Genomic DNA, 21,660 nt, shown 5'->3' on the forward strand with positions numbered 1-21,660 from the left:
GAGGCAGGAAAGGGGATCCGTCACCCTTTTAATAAAGGTAAAACGATGACAAACCTAAAAAAGCGCGAGCTGCCAAAAACGAACGCATCGTTAATCTCTATGGTGCAACGTTTTTCTGACATAACCATTATGTTTGTTGGGTTATGGGTAGTGTGTCAGGTTAACGCGTTACCGTTTTTGTATATGCATTTGCTGATGGCGTTACTCGCCCTCGTGGTCTTCCAGATGATTGGTGGAATGACCGATTTTTATCGCTCCTGGCGCGGGGTGAGAATTTCCAGCGAACTGATGCTGCTGTTGCAAAACTGGACGCTAAGTCTGATTTTTAGTGCCGGATTACTGGCGTTTAACCCTGACTTTGATGGCTCTTTCTGGGTGTATCTGGCCTGGTATGTGTTGACCAGTTTTGGCATGGTGATGTGCCGCTCGTTTATTCGCTTCGGTGCCGGTTGGTTGCGCAATATGGGCTACAACACACGCCGTATTGCTATCGCGGGTTCACTGCCGGTGGGTTACACGCTTGCCGAAAGTTTCCGTAACGAACCGTGGTTAGGCTTTGATGTCACCGGGGTTTATGACGATCAGCAGCCTGAATCCCCACACGGTGATTATGCCGGCTCTTTTGCCGACCTGGTTGAACAAGCGCGTGCAGGGCAAATCGACAATATCTATATCGCCATGGCGATGAGTGAAGAAGCGCAGATTAAAACTCTGGTACGCGAACTCACGGACACCACCTGTTCTGTGATGCTTATCCCTGATGTCTTCACCTTCAATATTCTTAACTCCCGTACTGAAGAAGTTAACGGTGTGCCGGTTGTACCGCTGTTTGCTACCCCACTAAACGGCATTAACCGGATTCTGAAACGCCTCGAAGATATCGTGTTGTCGGCGATGATCCTGCTGTTTATTTCTCCGGTACTGCTTTGCATTAGTGCTGCGGTAAAACTGACCTCGCCGGGCCCGGTTATTTTCCGCCAGACCCGTTACGGCATGGATGGAAAACCAATCAAAGTATGGAAATTCCGCTCCATGAAAGTGATGGAAAACGATGCCGTCGTGACTCAGGCCACCAAAGGTGACAAGCGTATTACGCCGGTGGGGAATTTCCTGCGCCGCACGTCGCTGGATGAACTGCCGCAGTTTATTAATGTGCTGATGGGAGAGATGTCGATTGTCGGTCCTCGCCCCCATGCGGTTGCGCACAACGAGCAATACCGCTTGCTGATTGAAGGCTACATGCTGCGCCACAAAGTGAAACCCGGCATTACCGGCTGGGCACAAATCAACGGCTGGCGCGGCGAAACTGACACGCTGGAAAAAATGGAAAAGCGCGTTGAGTTTGACCTGGAATATATCCGCGAATGGAGCCTGTGGTTTGACATCAAAATCGTCTTTCTGACGATTTTCAAAGGCTTTGTTAATAAAGCTGCGTATTAAGTGAGTCTTTAATGAGCCTGAGAGAAAAAACCATCAGCGGCGCGAAATGGTCCGCCATCGCCACGGTGATTATTATTAGCCTGGGGCTGGTGCAGATGACGGTGCTGGCACGCATTGTCGACAACCATGAGTTTGGCCTGCTGACCATCTCGCTGGTGATTATCGCGCTGGCCGATACGCTGTCGGATTTTGGTATTGCCAATTCGATTATCCAGCGTAAAGAGATCAGCCATCTTGAACTCACCACGTTGTACTGGTTGAACGTCGGCCTGGGGCTAGTGGTGTTTGCGCTGGTGTTTTTGCTCAGCGATGTGATTGCCTCGGTGCTGCATGCACCGAAGCTCGCGCCACTGATTAAGACGCTGTCGTTTGCTTTTATTGTCATTCCCCACGGCCAGCAGTTCCGCGCGTTAATGCAAAAGGAACTCGAGTTTTCAAAAATTGGCTCAATTGAAACAGTCTCCGTAATGGCGGGCTTTACCGTCACCGTGGGGGCGGCGATGTATTACCCGTTCGCCATGACCGCCATCGTCGGCTACCTGGTCAACACCGTGGTGCGTACCTCTCTGTTTGGCTTCTTCGGCCGCAAGATTTACCGCCCCGGCCTGCATTTTTCACTCAAGTCCGTTGGCTCGAACCTCAAGTTTGGCGCGTGGCTGACTGCAGACAGCATTATCAATTACGTTAATACCAACCTTTCAACGCTGGTGCTGGCGCGTATTCTTGGGGCGAGCATCGCCGGGGGCTACAACCTCGCTTATAACGTGGCGGTGGTGCCACCAATGAAGCTAAACCCAATTATCACCCGCGTGCTGTTCCCGGCATTTGCCAAGATTCAGGACGATACCGACAAGTTGCGCCTCAATTTCTACAAGTTGCTGTCGATTGTCGGAATTATCAACTTCCCCGCGCTGCTCGGTCTGCTGGTGGTATCGAACAATTTTGTGCCGCTGGTGTTTGGTGAAAAGTGGCAGTTTATTACCCCAATATTGCAACTGCTTTGCGTGGTGGGGCTGCTGCGCTCCATCGGTAACCCTATAGGGTCGCTGTTGATGGCCAAGGCGCGAGTGGATATCAGCTTTAAATTCAACGTCTTCAAAACCTGCTTGTTTATCCCGGCGATTATTGTCGGCGGCAATCTTGCTGGCGCACTGGGCGTGACGCTCGGCTTCCTGTTTGTGCAGGTGGTGAACACCGTTCTGAGCTATTTCATAATGATTAAACCGGTGCTGGGGTCCAGTTACCGCCAGTACATTCAGAGCATCTGGCTACCGTTTTACCTTTCGATTCCAACCATTGTGGTGAGTAGTGCGCTGGGGATTGCCCTGAAAGGCCATCTCGCGCTCGGCTTGCTGGTGGGCGTACAAATCGCGGCAGGCGTATTGGCCTTTATCGTCATGCTGGTGCTTTCCCGTAATGCGCTGGTGGTTGAGATGAAGCGCCAGTTCTGCCGTAACGACCGTTTAAAAACACTGCTTCGCGCAAGCTAAAACCCCTTAATAAGAGGTCTGATTTATATGAAATTATTGATTCTTGGCAACCACACTTGCGGCAACCGCGGTGACAGCGCCATTTTGCGCGGACTGATCGATGCGATTACCACCATTGATGACACCGTGCAGGTTGATGTGATGAGCCGTTATCCGGTGAGTTCCGCCTGGCTGCTGGGCCGCCCGGTTATGGGTGACGGCTTGTATAAGCAGATGAAGCAGCACAACAACGCGGTTGGGCTGATGGGGCGGGTAAAGAAAGTGCTGCGCCGCAAGTATCAACACCAGGTTTTGCTGGCGAAAGCCACTGACAACGGGCGCCTGCGCAATATCTCCATCCCACAGGGTTTTATTGATTTTGTGAAATCGCTGCAAAAATATGACGCGATTATTCAGGTCGGCGGCTCTTTCTTTGTCGATTTATATGGCGTTTCTCAGTTTGAGCATGCGCTGTGTAGCTTTATGGCCAAAAAGCCGGTGTACATGATTGGCCACAGCGTTGGGCCATTCCAGGACCCGCAGTTTAATCACCTGGCGAGTTATGTTTTCGGTAATGCCGAGTCGCTGATTTTGCGTGAGTCCGTCAGTCTCGACTTGATGAAACAAAGCAACATTGACAGCAGCAAAGTGGAGCAGGGCGTCGATACCGCCTGGCTTGTCGATCATCACAATGACAGCTTTGTGCCGAGCTACGCAGTGCAGCATTGGCTGGAAACCATCAAGCGCAAGAAGACAGTCGCTATTACGCTGCGTGAACTGGCACCTTTCGACAAACGCCTTGGCACCACGCAGCAGGCCTATGAACAAGCATTCGCCTCAGTGGTGAATCGTGTCATTGAGCAGGGTTACCAGGTGCTGGCATTGTCGACCTGTACGGGTATCGACAGCTACAACAAAGATGACCGCATGGTGGCGCTCAACCTGCGCCAGTATGTGAATGACCCGGAGCAATACCATGTGGTGATGGACGAACTTAACGACCTTGAGATGGGCAAAATTCTCGGTGAATGCGAACTGACGGTTGGCACGCGCCTGCATTCTGCCATCATCTCGATGAACTTCGGTACACCTGCGATTGCCATCAACTATGAACACAAATCCGCAGGCATCATGAAACAGCTTGGCATGCCGGAAATGGCGATTGAAATTCGCCAGTTGCTGAATGGATCTTTACAGAGTGTGGTGGCGGATGTGCTGGGGCAATTACCAGCAATCAAAGAACGCCTGGCTCATGCGGTGCGCGCCGAACGTGAAGATGGTTTGCATATGGTGGAATCTGTATTGAAGCGTGTTAAGGGGGAAAAATGAAAGTTGGCTTCTTCCTACTCAAATTCCCTGTGGCATCGGAAACCTTTGTGCTCAACCAGATAACCGCATTTATCGATATGGGTTATGAGGTGGAAATTGTCGCCATCCAGAAGGGGGATTTGACCAACACGCACTCGGCATTCAAAGAGTACGATCTGGCGGCGAAAACCACCTGGCTGATGGACGAGCCTTCGGGGAAGGCAGCAAAACTGCAATCACGTGCCCTGAATACTCTGCGTGGCGCACTTCGCCCGCAGACCTGGCGCGCGCTAAATTCCAAACGCTATGGCGACGAGGCGCGCAACCTGATCCTCTCCTCTATTTGTGGCCGTAACCCGCAAACCGTACAGGCAGATGTATTTATCGCTCACTTCGGTCCGGCGGGTGTCACGGCGGCAAAGCTGCGTGAACTGGGGCTGCTTAAAGGCAAAATTGCCACAGTGTTCCACGGCATTGATATTTCAGGGCGCGAGGCGCTTGCGCACTACACACCGGAATATCAAAAACTCTTTACCCGTGGCGATTTGATGCTGCCGATAAGCAATTTATGGGCGGGGCGTTTGCAAAAAATGGGCTGCCCGCCGAGCAAGATTACCGTTTCGCGTATGGGCGTGGATATGGAGCGGTTTTCGCAGCGTAGCGTGAAAGCTCCGGCCAAAACACTGGAGATTATTTCGGTAGCGCGATTGACCGAGAAGAAAGGTCTGCATGTCGCAATTGAAGCCTGCTTACTGCTCAAAGAACGCGGCGTGAAGTTCCGTTACAACATCCTCGGGATAGGTCCGTGGGAAACACGCCTGCGTACGCTTATCGAACAAAATCAGCTTGATGACGTAGTATTTATGCCGGGCTTTAAGCCGAACCATGAAGTGAAAGCGATGCTCGATGAAGCTGATGTGTTCTTGCTGCCGTCGATAACCGGTGAAGATGGCGATATGGAAGGTATTCCGGTGGCGCTAATGGAGGCGATGGCTGTGGGTATTCCGGTTATTTCTACCGTACATAGCGGTATTCCTGAACTCATAGACGCGGGTCGTTCCGGTTGGCTGGTGCCAGAAAAAGATGCGCCAGCACTAGCGGATACATTGCAGGCATTCGGCAACATCGAAGCCAATGAGCTGAAACCAATGCTTAGCCTTGCTCGCGCGAAAGTTGAAACTGAATTTAACCAGAAAGTTATCTACCGAGAATTAGCCCGTCAGCTACAAACGCTGTAAACCCACCGAGTGAAACCTCACGAGGATGTATGCGCAAAAGATTTGAATCGACTCACCCTTCGTTTTCCTCCTCCCGCCGCAAATTACTTAAAGCCAGTTCAGTACTGGCTGCGGTGCCATTCATCTTACCTCGTAGCCTGTTTGCCACAGGCCTTAAGAGCGAGGTCAACGTGCAGAAATTCTATAGCGGTGACTGGATTGCCGCCTTCAAACAAGCATTCTCAGCCGCTGATATCGTGACCGTTCCGACCGATTTGGTCTGCGACAACATCAATACCGCCATTTTTATGCCTGCAGGCAAAACCTTGCACGTCGCTGGCGGCTTAAAAGGTAATGGCAAAGGGCGTTTTGTACTGCAGGATAGCTGCCAGATTCTGGGTGAGAAGGGCGGGCGATTTAACAATATTACCCTCGATGTGCGTGGTTCTGATTGCACTATCAAAGGCATTGATCTGAGCGGCTTTGTGCCTGTGACGCAGATTTACATTGGCGGTAAAGAGAAGCGCACCATGCGCAACCTGGTGATTGACCAGATTACGGTGCACGATGCGAACTACGCGATTTTGCGCCAGGGTTTCCATAATCGTATGGAGAACGTGAAGATCACCAACGGGCATTTTAGCCGCCTGCAAGGTGATGCTATCGAATGGAATGTTGCTATCAACGACCATAACCTGCTTATCTCAGACCATGTGATTGAAAACATTGATTGCACCAATGGGAAGATCAACTGGGGCATTGGGATTGGGCTTGCGGGTAGTACTTACGACAACGAGTACCCGGAAGACCAGGCGGTAAAGAATTTTGTGGTGGCGAATATCACAGGTAGTAACTGTAGGCAGTTAATACATGTTGAAAATGGTAAACACTTTGTTATTCGTAATATTAAAGCCCGCAACATTAATCATACTTTCAGCCAGAAAGCGGGAATTGATAATGCGACAATAGCGATTTATGGCTGTGATAATTTCGTGATTGATAATATCGATATGAAAGAGAGTGCGGGGTTTCTTATTGGTTATGGTGTGATCAAGGGTAAGTATTTATCTATTCCGCAAAATTTTAAACTAAACGATATAGTGCTTGATAATACACAAATGCAGTATAAAAGCCGTGGAATACAGATTTCTTCGGGTAACGCGACGTCGTTTGTTGCCATCACCAATGTGGCGCTAAAGCGTGCAACGCTTGAGTTACATAACAAACCGCAACACTTGTTTCTGCGCAACGTTGACGTCATGCAGTACGCTGAAACTGGACCTGCGTTGAAGCTTAACTTCGACCTACGTAAAGACGTGCGAGGCCGCTTTATGGCTAAGGGTGATACGCTGCTTTCACTTGCGAATGTGCACGCTGTGAATGAGAGGGGGCAGAGTTCGGTGGACATCGACCGGGTTGACCATCAGCATGTAAACACTAGCGGGTTGAATTTTGTGCTGCCAGTGACGACTAAGTAGATTGTCAAATCACATTGCGAATTTTCCGACCTTTTGCAATGCATAAATCAAGGTTTTGGTTTTGCGTACTTTATTGAGAACGTTAAGATGAAGTACTAATTCTGGGGATCAATTCATGCTGGCATCAGCGCACGAAAAGACTATAATCCCCCAACCATTTTGAGGTGGGCTTGAATATGATTAATTTGAAAGCAGTTATTCCGGTAGCAGGCTTGGGCATGCATATGTTGCCCGCAACAAAAGCTATCCCAAAAGAGATGTTACCAATCGTCGATAAGCCGATGATCCAATATATCGTCGATGAGATCGTAGCTGCTGGTATCAAGGAAATCGTGCTGGTAACGCATTCATCCAAGAATGCTGTTGAAAACCACTTCGACACATCTTATGAACTTGAAGCTCTGCTTGAGCAGCGTGTTAAGCGCCAGTTGCTCGCTGAGGTTCAGTCAATCTGCCCTCCGGGCGTGACGATCATGAACGTACGTCAGGCTCAACCGCTAGGCCTTGGTCACTCCATTTTGTGCGCCCGTCCGATTGTTGGCGACAATCCATTTGTTGTGGTATTGCCTGACGTTATCCTTGATGGCGCAAGTGCTGACCCATTGCGTTATAATTTAGCTGCTATTGTTGAGCGTTTCAGAGAGACAGGGCGCAGCCAGGTTCTGGCAAAACACATGCCTAACGTTGATTTGTCTGAATACTCAGTTATCACAACGGAAGAACCGCTAGATAACGATGGGCAGATTGGCCGCATTGTCGAGTTTGTGGAAAAACCGGATGAACCACAAACACTGGATTCCGATTTGGCCGCGGTAGGGCGCTATGTTCTGTCTACTGATATCTGGGCTGAACTCGAGAAAACCGAGCCGGGTGCCTGGGGCCGTATCCAGCTTACTGATGCCATCGCTGCACTTAATAAAAAGCAAGCGGTAGAAGTTGCATTGATGACTGGCGAAAGCTATGACTGCGGCAAGAAAATGGGTTATATGCAGGCATTTGTACAATATGGTCTGCGTAACCATAAAGAAGGCCAGAAGTTTAGGGATAGCATTCAGAAGTTGTTAGCTCGCTGAGTCAAATACGCTCCTTTGTAATAATTAAGGGCAGTTAGATAGTTGGGACAACAAAGGCGCTTGGTAAGTCTGTTGTAGCTAACTGCCACTTCATTATGGTTCTTAACAGTAGTACATTAATCCCCAATGATTACTCATTTAATTGGTAGGTATTATTAGCCATCATTTGAATGTGTGTCTAAATGAATGTTTTCCAGTGGACTGGTAGCTGTTGAGCCAGGGCGGTAGCGTGAACCTAAAATAGAAGTATTTTAAATGAAAATGGTCAGAGTAATTGTTTTAAATGGTCTATCCGTATTTATTAGAGTTATTACGCTGTTAGGTATTAATAAGGCTGTTGCTTACTTTGCAGGACCTTCATCATTCGCAATCATATCACAATTACAAAATTTAATTGCAATGGCGCTCGTGTTCCCATCGAGCGCCATTAACGGTGCGACTGTAAAATTAATTGCAGCAAGAAAAGATAATGAAACGGAAATAGAAAAGGTTTCCCAAACATCATTTAGTGTAATGTTTTATTTCTCATTAATCTTTTGCATCCTTATACTGATATTTGGTGGTTTCATTTCATTTTTTTTACTCAAGACTTATAGCTATTCATATGTTATAAGATTGTTTGCAGTATGCATTTTTTTCTTTGCTCTAAATAGCTTTTTATTAGCATTATTTAATGGTCGAGGAGAAATAAAGAAGTATATAGCATGTAACATTATCGGAAATATTATAACATTGGTATTTTCGGTTGTTCTTATAATTAATTTTAAAATAGATGGTGCGTTAATTTCAATTGCAACAAATCAAGTTCTAAATGTAATTGTCACTATATGTGTATTGAAAAAAACCAACTGGTTTAAACTAAGTGAATATATTAGTATTACGAGTTTTATATATCTAAAGGAGATAATGCATTTTGCAGCTATGCCAATATTTGCTGCATTAATTATGCCTGTAAGTTTGACTATTGTTAGGAATTTTATCGTCTCATCATCAAGTTGGAATGATGCTGGTGTATGGGATGCGCTATGGAAGATCAGCAATGTTTATCTAATGATTATTACATTAACATTAAATGTTTATTTATTGCCGAAATTATCGAGTTTGTTTCATCAAGATTTGATTGTAAAAGAACTTTTGAAAAGTGCATGCGCAGTAGTTGCTATCATGATTTCCATAGCGGTAATGTTATTTCTATATAAAGATTTGATTATAAAATTGTTATTCACAAAGGAATTCATTAAAGTCAGTGACTACATATTATTTCAAGTGCTTGGGGATTTTTTCAAAATGTTATCATGGATAATAGCTTATTACATGTTAAGCAAGTCCAGAGTAATGAAGTATATTTTTTCCGAATCAGTTCAGTGGGTAGGATTTGTAATACTGTGTTGGGCTTTACCCCATGGAGATATTATTACTGGAGTAATGCATGCGTATGTAATATCGCAAATAATATACTTTATCACCCTTCTTCTTTTACTAATTCACGATATGAAAATTAAAAATGTCAAATGTAAAACCTTTAGTTAGTGTATTGATACCAGTATATAATGCTGCGGGATTTGTAAAAGAGTCTGTGCAAAGCATCATTAATCAAACATATGAAAATTTAGAAATAATTATTATCAATGATGGTTCAACGGATAATTCGTTAGAAATCGTTAATGATTTTAATGACAGCAGAATAATTGTCATTAATAACAAAGTTAATATGCGATTAATCAAAACATTGAATTTAGGATTGGATATATGCAAAGGGAAATATATAGCAAGAATGGATAGCGATGATATATCAGAATTACAGCGAATAGAAAAACAAGTAAATTATCTGGAAACACATGAGAGTTGTGTTGCATGTGGAAGTTTAGTGAAATATTTTTCACATGATGGCAAGACTAAACGATTTAATTTTATTGCGCCAGAAAACGATGAAAAAATCAGGTCCAAAATGTATATATCATCTCCTATATGTCATCCTGCTGCCATGATTAGGAGGTGTACTATAGCTGATAATAATTTGCGCTTTGATGAAAATTATCCTGATGCCGAGGACTATCATTTTTGGTACGTCCTTTCAAAATTCGGAAAGCTTCATAATATTCAAGAGATACTATTGAATTATAGACTTTCTAAATCACAGATAACGCAATTGCATAATAAAACTCAACAAGAAAGTTCGGAAAAAATCAGAGCGTTAATATTCAAAGAGGACTGTGGTTATAGCGCAGAGTTAGTTAATTTATCTAAGAACCAAGTTGATGAATTGCTTACAGTAGCGACGATAAAACCAGAGATTTTAATCTATTTTTTGAAGAAACAAACCAAAGTTAGTTTTTTATATTTAAAGTTATGTTACATGAGCATGAAACATATTAATTTTCTTAACTTTGCAGTAGTATTGAAACACACCATGAGAATCATATGACTAAAAGAAGCATCTTATCATGTTTGGCATTTTTTTTCATTCCTATCCTAGGGTTTGCAAGTTCATTTATTAATATATGTCGACGAGATGTTTCTAAGACTGATATATTTATAATATCTTCATTTTTTTTTATTATTGGATATTCAGTTCCTCCAGTGTATGATCTTGCTAGACATTATAGTGACTTCGACAGTATGGTCGATTTTAATTCTTTTTATACACTGATTGAATATAAATTCGATTTTATACTATATACTACAGAGTATGTTACTAAAACCCTCGGACTTCATTTTGGAATAGTGCCTGGCGCATATTCTTTTATATCATATTATATTATATTAAGCATTTATCGATTTTATACGTTAAAAAGTCAAAAAATGACATCTTCAACTTATTTTTTGCTTTCGCTTTTAGTTCTTTCAACTGTCCCATTGTTTACGATAATTTTAGGTTTAAGGTTTGGGTTCGGAATATTCATAGCCTTATACGCATCTTTTCTTATATTTGAAAAAAGGAACAAGATTGGATATTTATTTTTGATATTAGCTATGATTTGCCATTTTGCATTTTTATTATTAGCAATAGCGTTTATTCTTTCAAAATTAGTTCGTGTTAGTAAATCGTTATTCATAGTGCTAATAATAGTTGCTATATCAACATCATATCTTATTTCAAATTTGATTAATATTATGCCCGTACCTGAACTATTAAAGGGGAGACTCTTAGCTTATTTAACCGGTTATTGGGCTACGGAGTTTTTGGATACCTATAGCTTGTGGTATAGGGTGTCATTGATTTTGACATATTGGATGATATACCCAGGGGTTTTGTATTTATTTCTTATTAATAAAAATAGTTATAAAGATAGCTATATGCAGTTTACAATTTGGAATATTTTAATACTGTTTCTTTTTTGCAATTATGAAGTTATATTTAGTAGATATGCAATGTTTGTCAATTGCATGATCATATTGCAGTTTATAAAGCATTATTCTTCGAGTTGTTTTAAAAATACTTTTTTATTAATATTTACTTTTGTCGGTTTAATCACTTTTGCTTTTGGCAATATATATGCAAATAGAACTGTTATTAGTCTTAATAATATGACTAATATACTATATTTACCACCGGTTATTACGATTTTCGAACGTACACAATATGATAGAAAGATATTATCTCAAATTGATGAGCAAGGGCGATTTTTATGAAATTTAGTTCACCGACTGATTGTGATGTTGTTCTGTATTGGGTTGATTCAGAAGATCCAGAATGGTTAAACGAATATACAAAATATAAAAAATCCCCACCCAATCGATTTCGCGATCTAGGAGTTCTAAAATATGTATTTCGGAGCATTGAGTATAATATGCCATGGATACGAAACATCCATTTCATAACAAATGGTCAAATTCCCGAGTGGCTGAACTTAAGTTCTCCGAAACTCAAGTTCCATACACATGATGACATATTTTATTTCAAAGAAGCTTTGCCTGTATTCAATTCTTCTGCAATAGAAGCTAATTTCTCTAACATTCCTGGGTTGGCAGAACAATTCATCCTTTTTAATGATGATACATTAGTATTAAATCCTGTAGATATTACGCGTTTTTTTATTGAGTATAAGCCCGTGGATTACATTAAATTATCCTATCCGCGAAAAGGTAAATTATATGAAAAAATAAAACCGCAGAATGCACTTGCATGCAAATTCATTAATAATGCATATGCTTATTTAGATACGAAAAAGGTTAGAGAGTTAAAGATAAAAACATTATTTAATACCAACTATAATTGGCGAACAAACATTTCTAATCTTTTTTGGTATTGTGCAGGGGACATTAAATGGATTGATATATATCACCATCCACAACCCCATCTTAAAAAAACATGGATTGATTTTTATAATACACAAAAATATGGTGTTATTAAAGATACTTGCTATGCAAAATTTCGTAGTGGAAAAGATATAAATCAGTACGTGTATAGATTTATAAATTTAGTTAGAGGCAATTTTTACCCTATGGAATTTAATGATCATAAATCAGTTTATATTAATGATGTAGAAAAATTCAAGTTTTTATATGAAAAAATAATTTCTGGTATTACATTCTTGTGCTTTTGTGAAGATGAAAATATCAGTGATAGTGATTTCTCCAATCTTAAGGGTTTTTTAATCAATAGACTCGAGGCACATTTTGAAAAAAAGTCTAGTTACGAAAAATAAAATTGACTCAATACAATTTTTTCGATGCATTGCTATTGCCCTTGTTGTTTATGCACATTCATTTGATAGAATGGAACGATATAGCGAATTGTCAAATTACATTTCATTTTCCGATTTAGCTCATTTTTCTCGTTCAGGCGTAGATCTTTTTTTCATTATAAGTGGCTTTATTATGTCATATATTACACATAATGACGTTGTTAGTGGAAAATTCTCATGGCGATCTTTCATGTACAAACGAATTACTAGAATAGTGCCTATGTATTGGTTGGTTAGCCTTGTGGTTTTAGTGTTGTTACATTCATTCCCATCAATTTTTTATAACACCACAACTGATATTTATCACACTCTTGGTAGTTTCTTTTTTGTAGCGATTGCAAGTCCTGAAGGGAAATTTGCTCCATTGTTAGGTGTTGGCTGGACTTTGAATCTGGAAATGTATTTCTATCTAATTTTGGCACTATTTATATTTTTTTTTAAGGATAAGTATATTTTTCGTATTTTCATATTTATATCTTTATGTGCTTCACTAGGTCTATTATTTAAAGGTCGTGATGAATTATATATCTATTCATTGATAACTAATCCAATATTGCTGGAGTTTATTCTTGGTGCCTTTGTTTATCATCTTTATAAGATGAATAGTAGATTTTTACCTGATTCTTTATGGTATGTATTACTTGCGTTTAGCTTTATTTTTATTAGTTTCACCCTATTTTTACAAATGCCTGATGATTTAAGGTTTTTGTATTGGGGGGTGCCATATTCGATATTAATCCTTTGTACTCTCAGAATTTTCGAGTTTTATAAATTTCCAAAATTTTTCCTTATAATTGGAGATGCATCATATTCGATATATTTAACTCATTACTTTATTATATCTGGGTTTTATTTCATATTGCATCGCTTGGGCTATGATTTTATGTCTAATCCCTTCTTGGTGATATCCACAGCTATGATTTTTTCAATTCTGAGTGGCTATGCTGCTTACAAGCTCATTGAAATAAAGATAGTAGTATTTTTTAAAAAAAACGTCTCTTCTAAGGTTGGTATGCATGTTTAAAAATAAAGTATTATTAATTACCGGTGGTACAGGTTCTTTTGGTAATGCAGTGCTAAAACGTTTTTTAAATTCAAATATTGGTGAGATTAGAATCTTCAGCCGAGATGAAAAAAAACAAGATGATATGCGGAAAAAATATTCCAGCGATAAATTAAAATTTTATATTGGTGATGTACGAGACTATCAGAGTATATCTAATGCAATGCGTGGCGTTGATTATATCTATCATGCGGCAGCTTTAAAGCAAGTTCCATCTTGTGAGTTTTATCCTTTAGAGGCGGTGAAAACTAATGTAATTGGCACCGAGAATGTTTTAGAGGCAGCGATCACGCACGGTGTTGAGCGAGTGGTATGCCTGAGCACAGATAAAGCTGTTTATCCTATTAATGCCATGGGAATATCTAAGGCGATGATGGAAAAAGTTATTGTGGCTAAAAGCCGCAATCTAGCTCATACGAAAACAACTATATGTTGCACTCGTTATGGTAACGTAATGGCCTCCCGTGGGTCGGTAATTCCACTGTTTATCCGGCAGATTGTAAATGGTGATGCTATCACTATTACAGATCCTAATATGACTCGCTTTATGATGACATTAGATGATGCTGTTGATCTTGTTTTACATGCATTTGAGCATGGCCATAATGGAGATATTTTCGTACAAAAAGCACCTGCTGCAACAATAGAAATTTTGGTGAAAGCTTTATTGGATATTATGGATAAACCGAAGCATCCGGTTAATATCATTGGTACCCGTCACGGTGAAAAGCAATATGAAGCATTATGTAGTCGTGAAGAAATGTTTGTTGCTCAAGAAGAAGGCTATTATTACCGTGTACCTGCAGATAATCGTGATTTGAATTATTCAAAATATTTTGAGGAAGGCGAAAAAGATTTATCTGTTGTAGAGGATTATAATTCTCATAATACAGTGCGCTTGGATTTGGAAGGTATGAAAACTCTTTTGCGGAAACTTGATTTTATCCGTGCAATTGAAGATGGAAATGTATTTGTACCAGAAGGAGTATAATAGTGAATGTTTTGATTTTAGGTGCGACAGGTATGCTGGGGTACAGTCTGTTTGCTAATTTAAATGAATACAGCCACTTAAATATTTTCGGGACAGCACGTAGTATTATTGGAAAGGAGCCATATTTTTCTGATTGCGGAAAAAATTTGATTGTTGGTGTTGATGCCGATGATATTTGTAGCCTTGATAAGGTGATGGATATAGTTAAGCCGAATGTTGTTATAAATTGCATTGGTCTGATTAAACAGCATGAAGTTTCTAAACAACATATTTCTGCCATTAAAATTAATGCCTTACTACCACATCAATTGGCTGATTTATGTAATAAACATACTGCAAAATTTATTCATTTCTCTACAGATTGTGTTTTTGATGGTAGTAAAGGTTTATATGATGAATCTGACTTCCCCTCATCTACAGACTTATATGGTAAATCAAAATGTTTAGGTGAGGTGACTTACGGACAACATTTGACTTTGAGAACATCTATAATTGGCCATGAATTAAAATCAACTGTGAGTTTGGTAGACTGGTTCTTAAATCAGTCTTCTGAAGTTAATGGGTTTTCAAAAGCGATATTTTCGGGCTTGCCTACTTGTTATATTGCCAAGTTACTAGCTGAAAAGATATTGTCGGATGAGAGCTTGAAAGGACTTTATCATCTTTCCGTGAATCCAATTAATAAGTTTGATTTAATTTCGCTTATCTCTAAAAAATATGGGAAATCGATTGATATTCATAAATCTGAAGAGCTCGTTATCGACCGCTCACTTGATTCAGCAAAACTTAGAGCGGCAATTCGTTTTTCTCCTCCAACATGGCAGGAGCTGATTGAATATATGCACAGTGATTATCTAAAAAGGTACCTTCCATGCAAAAATTAAAAGTAATGACTATTGTTGGCACTCGTCCAGAAATTATTAGGTTATCACGTACAATAGCTAAGCTTGATACTTACTGTGAACATATTTTGATTCATACTGGTCAAAATTATGATTATGAGCTGAACCAAATATTTTTTGACGATTTAGGCATTCGTACGCCTGATGTTTTTTTAGAATGTGCTGGAGCTAATGCTGCAGAAACTATGGCTCAGGTAATTAGCAAATCAGATAAAGTATTCGCAGAGTTCATGCCTGACGCTCTACTAATTCTAGGAGATACTAATAGTGCCTTAGCAGCGATCTCTGCTAAACGAAAGAAAATCCCAATCTTTCATATGGAAGCAGGTAATCGCTGTTTTGACTTGCGAGTCCCAGAGGAGATTAATAGAAAAATCGTTGATCATATTGCAGATGTTAATATGCCATATAGCGATATTGCTCGTGAATATTTGCTTCGTGAAGGACTTAATCCCGATCTAATTGTCAAAACGGGGAGTCCAATGGATGAGGTGCTTGGTTTCTATAATAATAAAATTCGTGCATCAGATATTGTTAGCCGGTTGTCCTTAAACAGGAATGAATATTTTTTAGTTAGTGTTCACCGAGAGGAAAATGTAGACTCTGATATAAATATTCACAATTATGTTCAAGTGTTAAATGCATTGGCAGAAAAATATAAATATCCCATCATCGTTTCTACGCATCCAAGAACTAGAAAAAAAATAGAAAGTTTAAACTTACAATTCCATCCCTTGGTGAATTTATTAAAGCCATTAGGTTTTTGTGAATATGTTCGCTTGCAGATGGATGCTAAAGTTGTACTAAGTGATAGTGGAACTATTACCGAAGAGTCCTCTATTTTAAATTTCCCTGCATTGAACATTAGAGAGGCTCAAGAACGTCCTGAAGGATTAGAAGAAGGAGCCGTAATGTTCACGGGAATGAATATTGAGCGAATTTTGCAAGCTATCAATATACTTGAGCATCAACCACGTGGCACTATGAGATTAGTAAATAAGGTAAATGATTATATTGCTCCAAATGTTTCGGATAAAGTTCTACGTACAATTATAAGTTACACTGATTACGTCAATCGAGTTGTATGGAGAAAGTCGCTTTGAAGTTGGTGCTTATCATTGATGATTATTTGCCTGACAGTACTCGTGTAGCTGCGAAAATGTTTCATGAGTTGGCGATTGAACTATCTAAAAGAGGTCATTCAGTTACTGTTATTACTCCTGAGTTTAACGACGCGGGTAAGATAACTGTGAGTGAACTTGATGGCATTACCATATGGCGCTTCAAAAGCGGCCCAATAAAAGATATTGGAAAATTTCAGCGTGCAATAAATGAGTCCGTCATATCATTTCGTGCATGGAAATCCATCCGTCACTTAGTAAAATCTGATTCTTTTGATGGGGTTGTTTATTATTCGCCATCGATTTTTTGGGGCAGGTTGGTGAATAACATTAAGAGTGTTTGCCAATGCCCTGCATATCTCGTTCTTCGGGACCTGTTTCCTCAATGGGTTATTGATGCAGGAATGCTTCGTCAGGGTTCAATATTAGAAAGATATTTCAGAATATTTGAACGCTATTCTTATAAGCAAGCTGACGGAATAGGGTTAATGTCTGAAAAAAACCTCGAGATATTTCATGAAAAAAATAAGGGGTATCCGTGTGAGGTATTACGAAATTGGGCTGATGTATCAGTGTGTACAAATGATCAATGTGAAGGTGGGTCAATAAGAGAAAGACTGAACTTACATAAGAAAGTAATATATTTTTATGGTGGTAACATTGGACATGCGCAGGATATGGCTAACTTGATGCGACTTGCCAAAAGTATGAGCCACAATGAAAATGCTCATTTTCTTTTTGTAGGGCAGGGAGATGAAGTTGATTTAATAAATTCGCTTGCTTTGCAATGGGATTTGAAAAACTTCAGCTATATTCCATCTGTCTCACAGACTGAATTTAAGCGTATTCTGGCAGAGGTTGATATTGGTTTGTTTTCTCTTTCCGCTCGACATACAGCTCACAATTTTCCCGGAAAATTGTTGGGATATATGGTCCAGTCGCTTCCTATTTTAGGAAGCGTCAATGTTGGTAATGATTTAATGGATGTGGTCAATTTTAATAATGCTGGATACATTCATATAAATGGTGAGGATGACAAATTATTTGCCTCAGCACAGAAATTATATACGGATAAAGCTCTGAGAGAATCATTAGGTGAAAATTCACGTAAGTTGTTGCATAATCAATTTTCGGTAGCTTCAGCTGCGTATGCTATTGAGATGCGATTGGAGGCTGAAAATGCAGTTAATTGATAATATTCAATTACAACAGTTATATCTTGAAGCATCAAAATCTGAACGTTTGCGAACTCATTTTTTGTTGCATGATTCTCATCAGGACCACGTACAACGTTTAATTATTGCAATGGTACAGGGTAGTTATGTAGAACCTCATTACCATGAATTGTCGAACCAATGGGAATTATTTTCAGTTTTAGACGGGGTAATAAAAGTTACTTTGTATTCAACTGATGGCGGTGTCATTCAAAGTTTTAATGCCGGCCCTGGTGAGGATATATCCTTAATCCAGTTTGCTGCTGGAGACATCCATGGGATTGAGTGCCTTTCTAAGACAGCTCTTTTGTTAGAAGTAAAAGAGGGACCTTTTAACCCTGAGTTTGCAAAAGTATTCCCACATTGGTCATAGATGTGTTTTTTGTTCAATAACGTTTGATCTTTTTTATTTTTCTTTTCACAGTTTAAATTTGATTAAGTGCGGCTATTTTAAGCTCATGATGGCTACCTCATCAAACACTATCCCCTGGACTAAAACCTGAGTTAACATCTAAGCCACATTTCAAGCCGCGCACTTGCAGCGGTGACCACACCTGACAGGAGTATGTAATGTCCAAGCAACAAATCGGCGTCGTTGGTATGGCAGTGATGGGGCGCAACCTTGCGCTGAACATCGAAAGCCGTGGCTATACCGTTTCCGTGTTCAACCGTTCTGGCGATAAAACTGAAGAAGTGATCGCAGAGAACCCGGGCAAGAAGCTGGTTCCTTACTATACGGTACAAGAGTTTGTTGAATCTCTCGAAACTCCACGCCGTATCCTGTTGATGGTTAAGGCTGGTGAGGCCACGGACAAGACCATTGATTCTCTCAAGCCATATCTTGAGAAGGGCGATATCCTGATTGATGGTGGTAACACCTTCTTCCTGGATACAATTCGTCGTAACCGTGAGCTTTCCGCTGAAGGCTTCAACTTCATCGGTACTGGCGTTTCTGGTGGGGAAGAGGGCGCATTGAAAGGGCCTTCCATCATGCCTGGCGGTCAGAAAGAAGCTTATGAACTGGTTGCGCCAATTCTTAAGCAGATCGCAGCGGTTGCTGAAGATGGTGAACCATGTGTTACCTACATTGGTGCTGATGGTGCTGGTCACTATGTAAAAATGGTTCACAACGGAATTGAATACGGTGATATGCAATTAATTGCTGAAGCCTATTCACTGCTTAAAAATGGCCTGAATCTTTCGAATGAAGAGTTGGCGACAACCTTTACCGACTGGAATAAAGGCGAATTAAGCAGCTACCTAATCGACATCACCAAAGACATCTTCACTAAAAAAGATGAAGACGGTAACTACTTGGTAGATGTGATTCTTGATGAAGCTGCGAACAAAGGTACTGGCAAGTGGACTAGCCAGAGCTCGCTGGATCTGGGTGAACCGTTATCTCTGATCACCGAATCTGTGTTTGCACGTTACATCTCTTCCTTGAAAGAGCAGCGTGTTGCCGCTTCTAAAGTGCTGAGTGGCCCGCAGGCAAAACCATTTGCTGGCGATAAAACTGATTTTGCCGAGAAAGTGCGCCGTGCATTGTATCTGGGCAAGATTGTTTCTTACGCTCAAGGTTTCTCCCAGCTACGTGCAGCATCTGAAGAGAATAACTGGGATCTCAACTACGGTGAGATTGCTAAGATTTTCCGAGCAGGTTGCATTATCCGTGCTCAGTTCCTGCAGAAAATCACCGATGCGTATGCAGAGAACCCAGCCATCGCGAACTTGTTGCTGGCACCGTACTTCAAGAAAATTGCTGACGAATACCAGCAAGCTCTGCGTGATGTGGTTTCTTACGCGGTGCAAAATGGTATTCCAACGCCAACCTTCTCTGCTGCTATCTCTTACTACGACAGCTACCGTTCAGCGGTACTGCCTGCTAACCTGATTCAGGCACAACGCGACTACTTTGGTGCGCATACTTACAAGCGTACCGATAAAGAAGGCGTATTCCATACGGAGTGGATGGAAAAGTAATTAACTATCAGTAAATTATGATCTTATTTAAAACCAGTGGAGAATGCTCTCCACTGGTTTTTTTTCTGTCTGGACGTATAGGCTAAGCGCACCCTAAGTTCTACTATTAACCTCCATTAAAAATGGGGGATGTCCCCAAGGATTGAGACTATGGGGCAATTTGGCTGAGGATGACATCGATACAAAATCGATAAACTCATTTTGCAATCTGAATCTGGAGAAACTATGGCAATTCTTGTAACTGGTGGTGCTGGCTATATTGGCTCACATACCGTACTGGCATTACTGGAGAGAGGTGATGAAGTCGTTGTTATCGACAATCTTTCTAACGCATCTAAAGCGTCTTTAGAAAGGATTACAGAATTAACCGGAAAAGCACCAACACTATATGTGGCCGATATTTTAGATAAAAATATTCTAAAAGAGATTTTCTCAAACCATGTGATATCCGATGTTATCCACTTTGCCGGTTTAAAATCCGTCGGTGAATCGGTTAGAAAACCACTGGAATATTATGAGAACAACGTCGTTGGAACGCTTGTTTTGCTTAATGAAATGTTGCTCGCAGGCATAGATAATCTGATCTTCAGTTCATCTGCGACGGTGTATGGTCATCCCGAAAAAGTACCGCTCAGTGAAGAGTGTCGCACTGGCGGCACCACTAACCCATACGGGACGTCGAAATTAATGGTTGAGCGAATTTTGCGCGATTTTTCGCATGCACAGCCTAACTTCCGCATTACCTGTTTACGTTATTTCAACCCAGTCGGTGCGCATCCTTCAGGCCGTATAGGGGAAGATCCCAACGGCATTCCCAATAATCTAGTACCTTATATTTCTCAGGTAGCAATTGGAAAACTCGAATGCCTGTCTGTTTACGGCAATGATTATCCAACACCAGATGGAACCGGTGTTCGTGACTATATTCATGTGCTGGATTTGGCAAGCGGACATCTGGCGGCATTAGATCATAAAACTGAAGGTTCACCATTCAAAGCCATTAACCTGGGGACGGGTGTCGGCTATTCCGTTATTGATCTTATTAAGGCGTTTGAAAAAGCAGCACAAACGACAATTAACTATCAAATAGTTGAAAGAAGGCCGGGTGATGTTGCGGAATGCTGGTCAGATTCATCCTTAGCCAAACATGCTCTGGGATGGGAAGCGATTCGTTCTCTTGATGAGATGATGCGTGATACATGGAACTGGCAGAAAAATAACCCTAACGGTTTCGATTCTTAATCTCGTTTCTATCCTCAAGTTATTTCAAGATGCAGGGTGGTGGCAATTGAGTAAATCCAGATGAGCATGCAAAAATGAGCGATTCGGGTGAGCAGCCAAACCTCTGCAACTTGAAGGGTAATTTACATTATGGGTCCGGTATTCAGTCTCAATACCAATCAATTATTGAGCGCGAATCTTCGATACTCGATTCCAACCATTGCTCTGCTTTCCTCCATTATCCAGATTAATTATGGTTTTTCCTTGACCATTCAGCATCGGCAACGCAATAAAATAATACCTATTAACTAAGGTGACAGGCTGTTTAAGTGATCTATTATTTTGCGCAGCTATTTAGGTGATAACTCGTCCAGCACGTCAGAGGTATAATCCCCCGAAAAACGTTGAATTTGTAATTCGAATTTTCTCGTAATCTGAATCGGGGAGATATCTATGGACAAATCACGTTTTGCTGAAAGCCAGATCAGGACC

Annotated in this window: 18 protein-coding genes; all 18 read left to right on the top strand. The window is 41.0% G+C overall.

All coding sequences use genetic code 11. The features are described 5' to 3' along the window. Positions 1-45: 45 nt before the first annotated feature. The 18 genes from wcaJ (at position 46) to galE (ending at position 21,189) form a co-directional block, all read left to right on the top strand. Entirely contained in the window at positions 46-1,440 is a 1,395-nt protein-coding gene (gene wcaJ / locus LVQ76_RS08965) for an undecaprenyl-phosphate glucose phosphotransferase (protein WP_064512211.1), read from the top strand. A gap of 11 nt (positions 1,441-1,451) precedes the next feature. Then, complete coding sequence (locus LVQ76_RS08970) at positions 1,452-2,930, top strand: MOP flippase family protein (RefSeq protein WP_232921458.1); 1,479 nt, start codon at positions 1,452-1,454, stop codon at positions 2,928-2,930. 27 nt (positions 2,931-2,957) lie between these two features. Further along, entirely contained in the window at positions 2,958-4,238 is a 1,281-nt protein-coding gene (wcaK, locus tag LVQ76_RS08975) for a colanic acid biosynthesis pyruvyl transferase WcaK (protein ID WP_232865230.1), read from the top strand. After that, entirely contained in the window at positions 4,235-5,455 is a 1,221-nt protein-coding gene (wcaL, locus tag LVQ76_RS08980) for a colanic acid biosynthesis glycosyltransferase WcaL (protein ID WP_232921459.1), read from the top strand. Before wcaK ends, wcaL begins: the two co-directional genes overlap by 4 nt. Before the next feature lie 29 nt (positions 5,456-5,484). Continuing rightward, the gene (gene wcaM / locus LVQ76_RS08985) at positions 5,485-6,912 is read left to right on the top strand and encodes a colanic acid biosynthesis protein WcaM (protein ID WP_232921460.1); all 1,428 of its coding nucleotides are present in this window, start codon (positions 5,485-5,487) and stop codon (positions 6,910-6,912) included. 170 nt (positions 6,913-7,082) lie between these two features. Next, positions 7,083-7,985, top strand: coding sequence for a UTP--glucose-1-phosphate uridylyltransferase GalF (galF, locus tag LVQ76_RS08990; RefSeq protein ID WP_502258082.1), 903 nt, complete (start codon positions 7,083-7,085; stop codon positions 7,983-7,985). A 255-nt stretch (positions 7,986-8,240) separates the two neighbouring features. Next, a complete protein-coding gene (locus tag LVQ76_RS08995) occupies positions 8,241-9,515 on the top strand; it encodes an O-antigen translocase (RefSeq protein ID WP_232921461.1) in 1,275 nt (424 codons plus the stop codon). Next, entirely contained in the window at positions 9,490-10,410 is a 921-nt protein-coding gene (locus LVQ76_RS09000; protein WP_232921462.1) for a glycosyltransferase family 2 protein, read from the top strand. Before LVQ76_RS08995 ends, LVQ76_RS09000 begins: the two co-directional genes overlap by 26 nt. Next, entirely contained in the window at positions 10,407-11,618 is a 1,212-nt protein-coding gene (locus LVQ76_RS22380) for an EpsG family protein (RefSeq protein ID WP_370640073.1), read from the top strand. Before LVQ76_RS09000 ends, LVQ76_RS22380 begins: the two co-directional genes overlap by 4 nt. Next, positions 11,615-12,634, top strand: a complete 1,020-nt coding sequence (locus LVQ76_RS09010) for a stealth family protein (protein ID WP_232921464.1) — start codon at positions 11,615-11,617, stop codon at positions 12,632-12,634. The genes LVQ76_RS22380 and LVQ76_RS09010 overlap by 4 nt, the downstream gene beginning before the upstream one ends. Further along, positions 12,606-13,697: an acyltransferase family protein gene (locus LVQ76_RS09015; RefSeq protein ID WP_232921465.1), complete on the top strand. Its 1,092-nt coding sequence runs from the start codon at positions 12,606-12,608 to the stop codon at positions 13,695-13,697. Before LVQ76_RS09010 ends, LVQ76_RS09015 begins: the two co-directional genes overlap by 29 nt. Continuing rightward, complete coding sequence (locus tag LVQ76_RS09020) at positions 13,690-14,727, top strand: polysaccharide biosynthesis protein (RefSeq protein ID WP_232921466.1); 1,038 nt, start codon at positions 13,690-13,692, stop codon at positions 14,725-14,727. The genes LVQ76_RS09015 and LVQ76_RS09020 overlap by 8 nt, the downstream gene beginning before the upstream one ends. 2 nt (positions 14,728-14,729) lie before the next feature. Next, on the top strand, positions 14,730-15,611 hold the full coding sequence (locus LVQ76_RS09025; RefSeq protein ID WP_232921467.1) for a dTDP-4-dehydrorhamnose reductase family protein: 882 nt from the start codon (positions 14,730-14,732) through the stop codon (positions 15,609-15,611). Continuing rightward, complete coding sequence (gene wecB / locus LVQ76_RS09030; protein WP_232921468.1) at positions 15,599-16,732, top strand: non-hydrolyzing UDP-N-acetylglucosamine 2-epimerase; 1,134 nt, start codon at positions 15,599-15,601, stop codon at positions 16,730-16,732. Before LVQ76_RS09025 ends, wecB begins: the two co-directional genes overlap by 13 nt. Further along, positions 16,729-17,943 carry a glycosyltransferase family 4 protein gene (locus LVQ76_RS09035; protein WP_232921571.1) on the top strand — a complete coding sequence of 405 codons (1,215 nt, stop codon included), beginning with the start codon at positions 16,729-16,731 and terminating at the stop codon, positions 17,941-17,943. Before wecB ends, LVQ76_RS09035 begins: the two co-directional genes overlap by 4 nt. Next, positions 17,930-18,337 (top strand): WbuC family cupin fold metalloprotein, encoded by a 408-nt coding sequence (locus tag LVQ76_RS09040; protein WP_232921469.1) that lies wholly within the window; start codon positions 17,930-17,932, stop codon positions 18,335-18,337. The genes LVQ76_RS09035 and LVQ76_RS09040 overlap by 14 nt, the downstream gene beginning before the upstream one ends. 197 nt (positions 18,338-18,534) lie before the next feature. Beyond that, the gene (gnd, locus tag LVQ76_RS09045) at positions 18,535-19,947 is read left to right on the top strand and encodes an NADP-dependent phosphogluconate dehydrogenase (protein WP_154153362.1); all 1,413 of its coding nucleotides are present in this window, start codon (positions 18,535-18,537) and stop codon (positions 19,945-19,947) included. 225 nt (positions 19,948-20,172) lie between these two features. Beyond that, on the top strand, positions 20,173-21,189 hold the full coding sequence (galE, locus tag LVQ76_RS09050; protein ID WP_232865246.1) for a UDP-glucose 4-epimerase GalE: 1,017 nt from the start codon (positions 20,173-20,175) through the stop codon (positions 21,187-21,189). The last annotated feature ends 471 nt before the right edge of the window (positions 21,190-21,660 follow it).

The sequence above is a fragment of the Buttiauxella cochleicola genome, from assembly GCF_021283185.1.
Classification (GTDB): Bacteria; Pseudomonadota; Gammaproteobacteria; order Enterobacterales; family Enterobacteriaceae; genus Buttiauxella; species Buttiauxella massiliensis.

Bases quoted from the DNA above. Each gene is read 5' to 3' on its own strand.
- LVQ76_RS08970 (WP_232921458.1), top strand. From the start codon at position 1,452: ATGAGCCTGAGAGAAAAAACCATCAGCGGCGCGAAATGGTCCGCCATC.
- LVQ76_RS22380 (WP_370640073.1), top strand. From the start codon at position 10,407: ATGACTAAAAGAAGCATCTTATCATGTTTGGCATTTTTTTTCATTCCT.
- wcaJ (WP_064512211.1), top strand. From the start codon at position 46: ATGACAAACCTAAAAAAGCGCGAGCTGCCAAAAACGAACGCATCGTTA.
- LVQ76_RS09040 (WP_232921469.1), top strand. From the start codon at position 17,930: ATGCAGTTAATTGATAATATTCAATTACAACAGTTATATCTTGAAGCA.
- LVQ76_RS09000 (WP_232921462.1), top strand. From the start codon at position 9,490: ATGTCAAATGTAAAACCTTTAGTTAGTGTATTGATACCAGTATATAAT.
- LVQ76_RS09010 (WP_232921464.1), top strand. From the start codon at position 11,615: ATGAAATTTAGTTCACCGACTGATTGTGATGTTGTTCTGTATTGGGTT.
- galE (WP_232865246.1), top strand. From the start codon at position 20,173: ATGGCAATTCTTGTAACTGGTGGTGCTGGCTATATTGGCTCACATACC.
- wcaL (WP_232921459.1), top strand. From the start codon at position 4,235: ATGAAAGTTGGCTTCTTCCTACTCAAATTCCCTGTGGCATCGGAAACC.
- wecB (WP_232921468.1), top strand. From the start codon at position 15,599: ATGCAAAAATTAAAAGTAATGACTATTGTTGGCACTCGTCCAGAAATT.
- gnd (WP_154153362.1), top strand. From the start codon at position 18,535: ATGTCCAAGCAACAAATCGGCGTCGTTGGTATGGCAGTGATGGGGCGC.
- wcaK (WP_232865230.1), top strand. From the start codon at position 2,958: ATGAAATTATTGATTCTTGGCAACCACACTTGCGGCAACCGCGGTGAC.
- LVQ76_RS09020 (WP_232921466.1), top strand. From the start codon at position 13,690: ATGTTTAAAAATAAAGTATTATTAATTACCGGTGGTACAGGTTCTTTT.
- wcaM (WP_232921460.1), top strand. From the start codon at position 5,485: ATGCGCAAAAGATTTGAATCGACTCACCCTTCGTTTTCCTCCTCCCGC.
- LVQ76_RS08995 (WP_232921461.1), top strand. From the start codon at position 8,241: ATGAAAATGGTCAGAGTAATTGTTTTAAATGGTCTATCCGTATTTATT.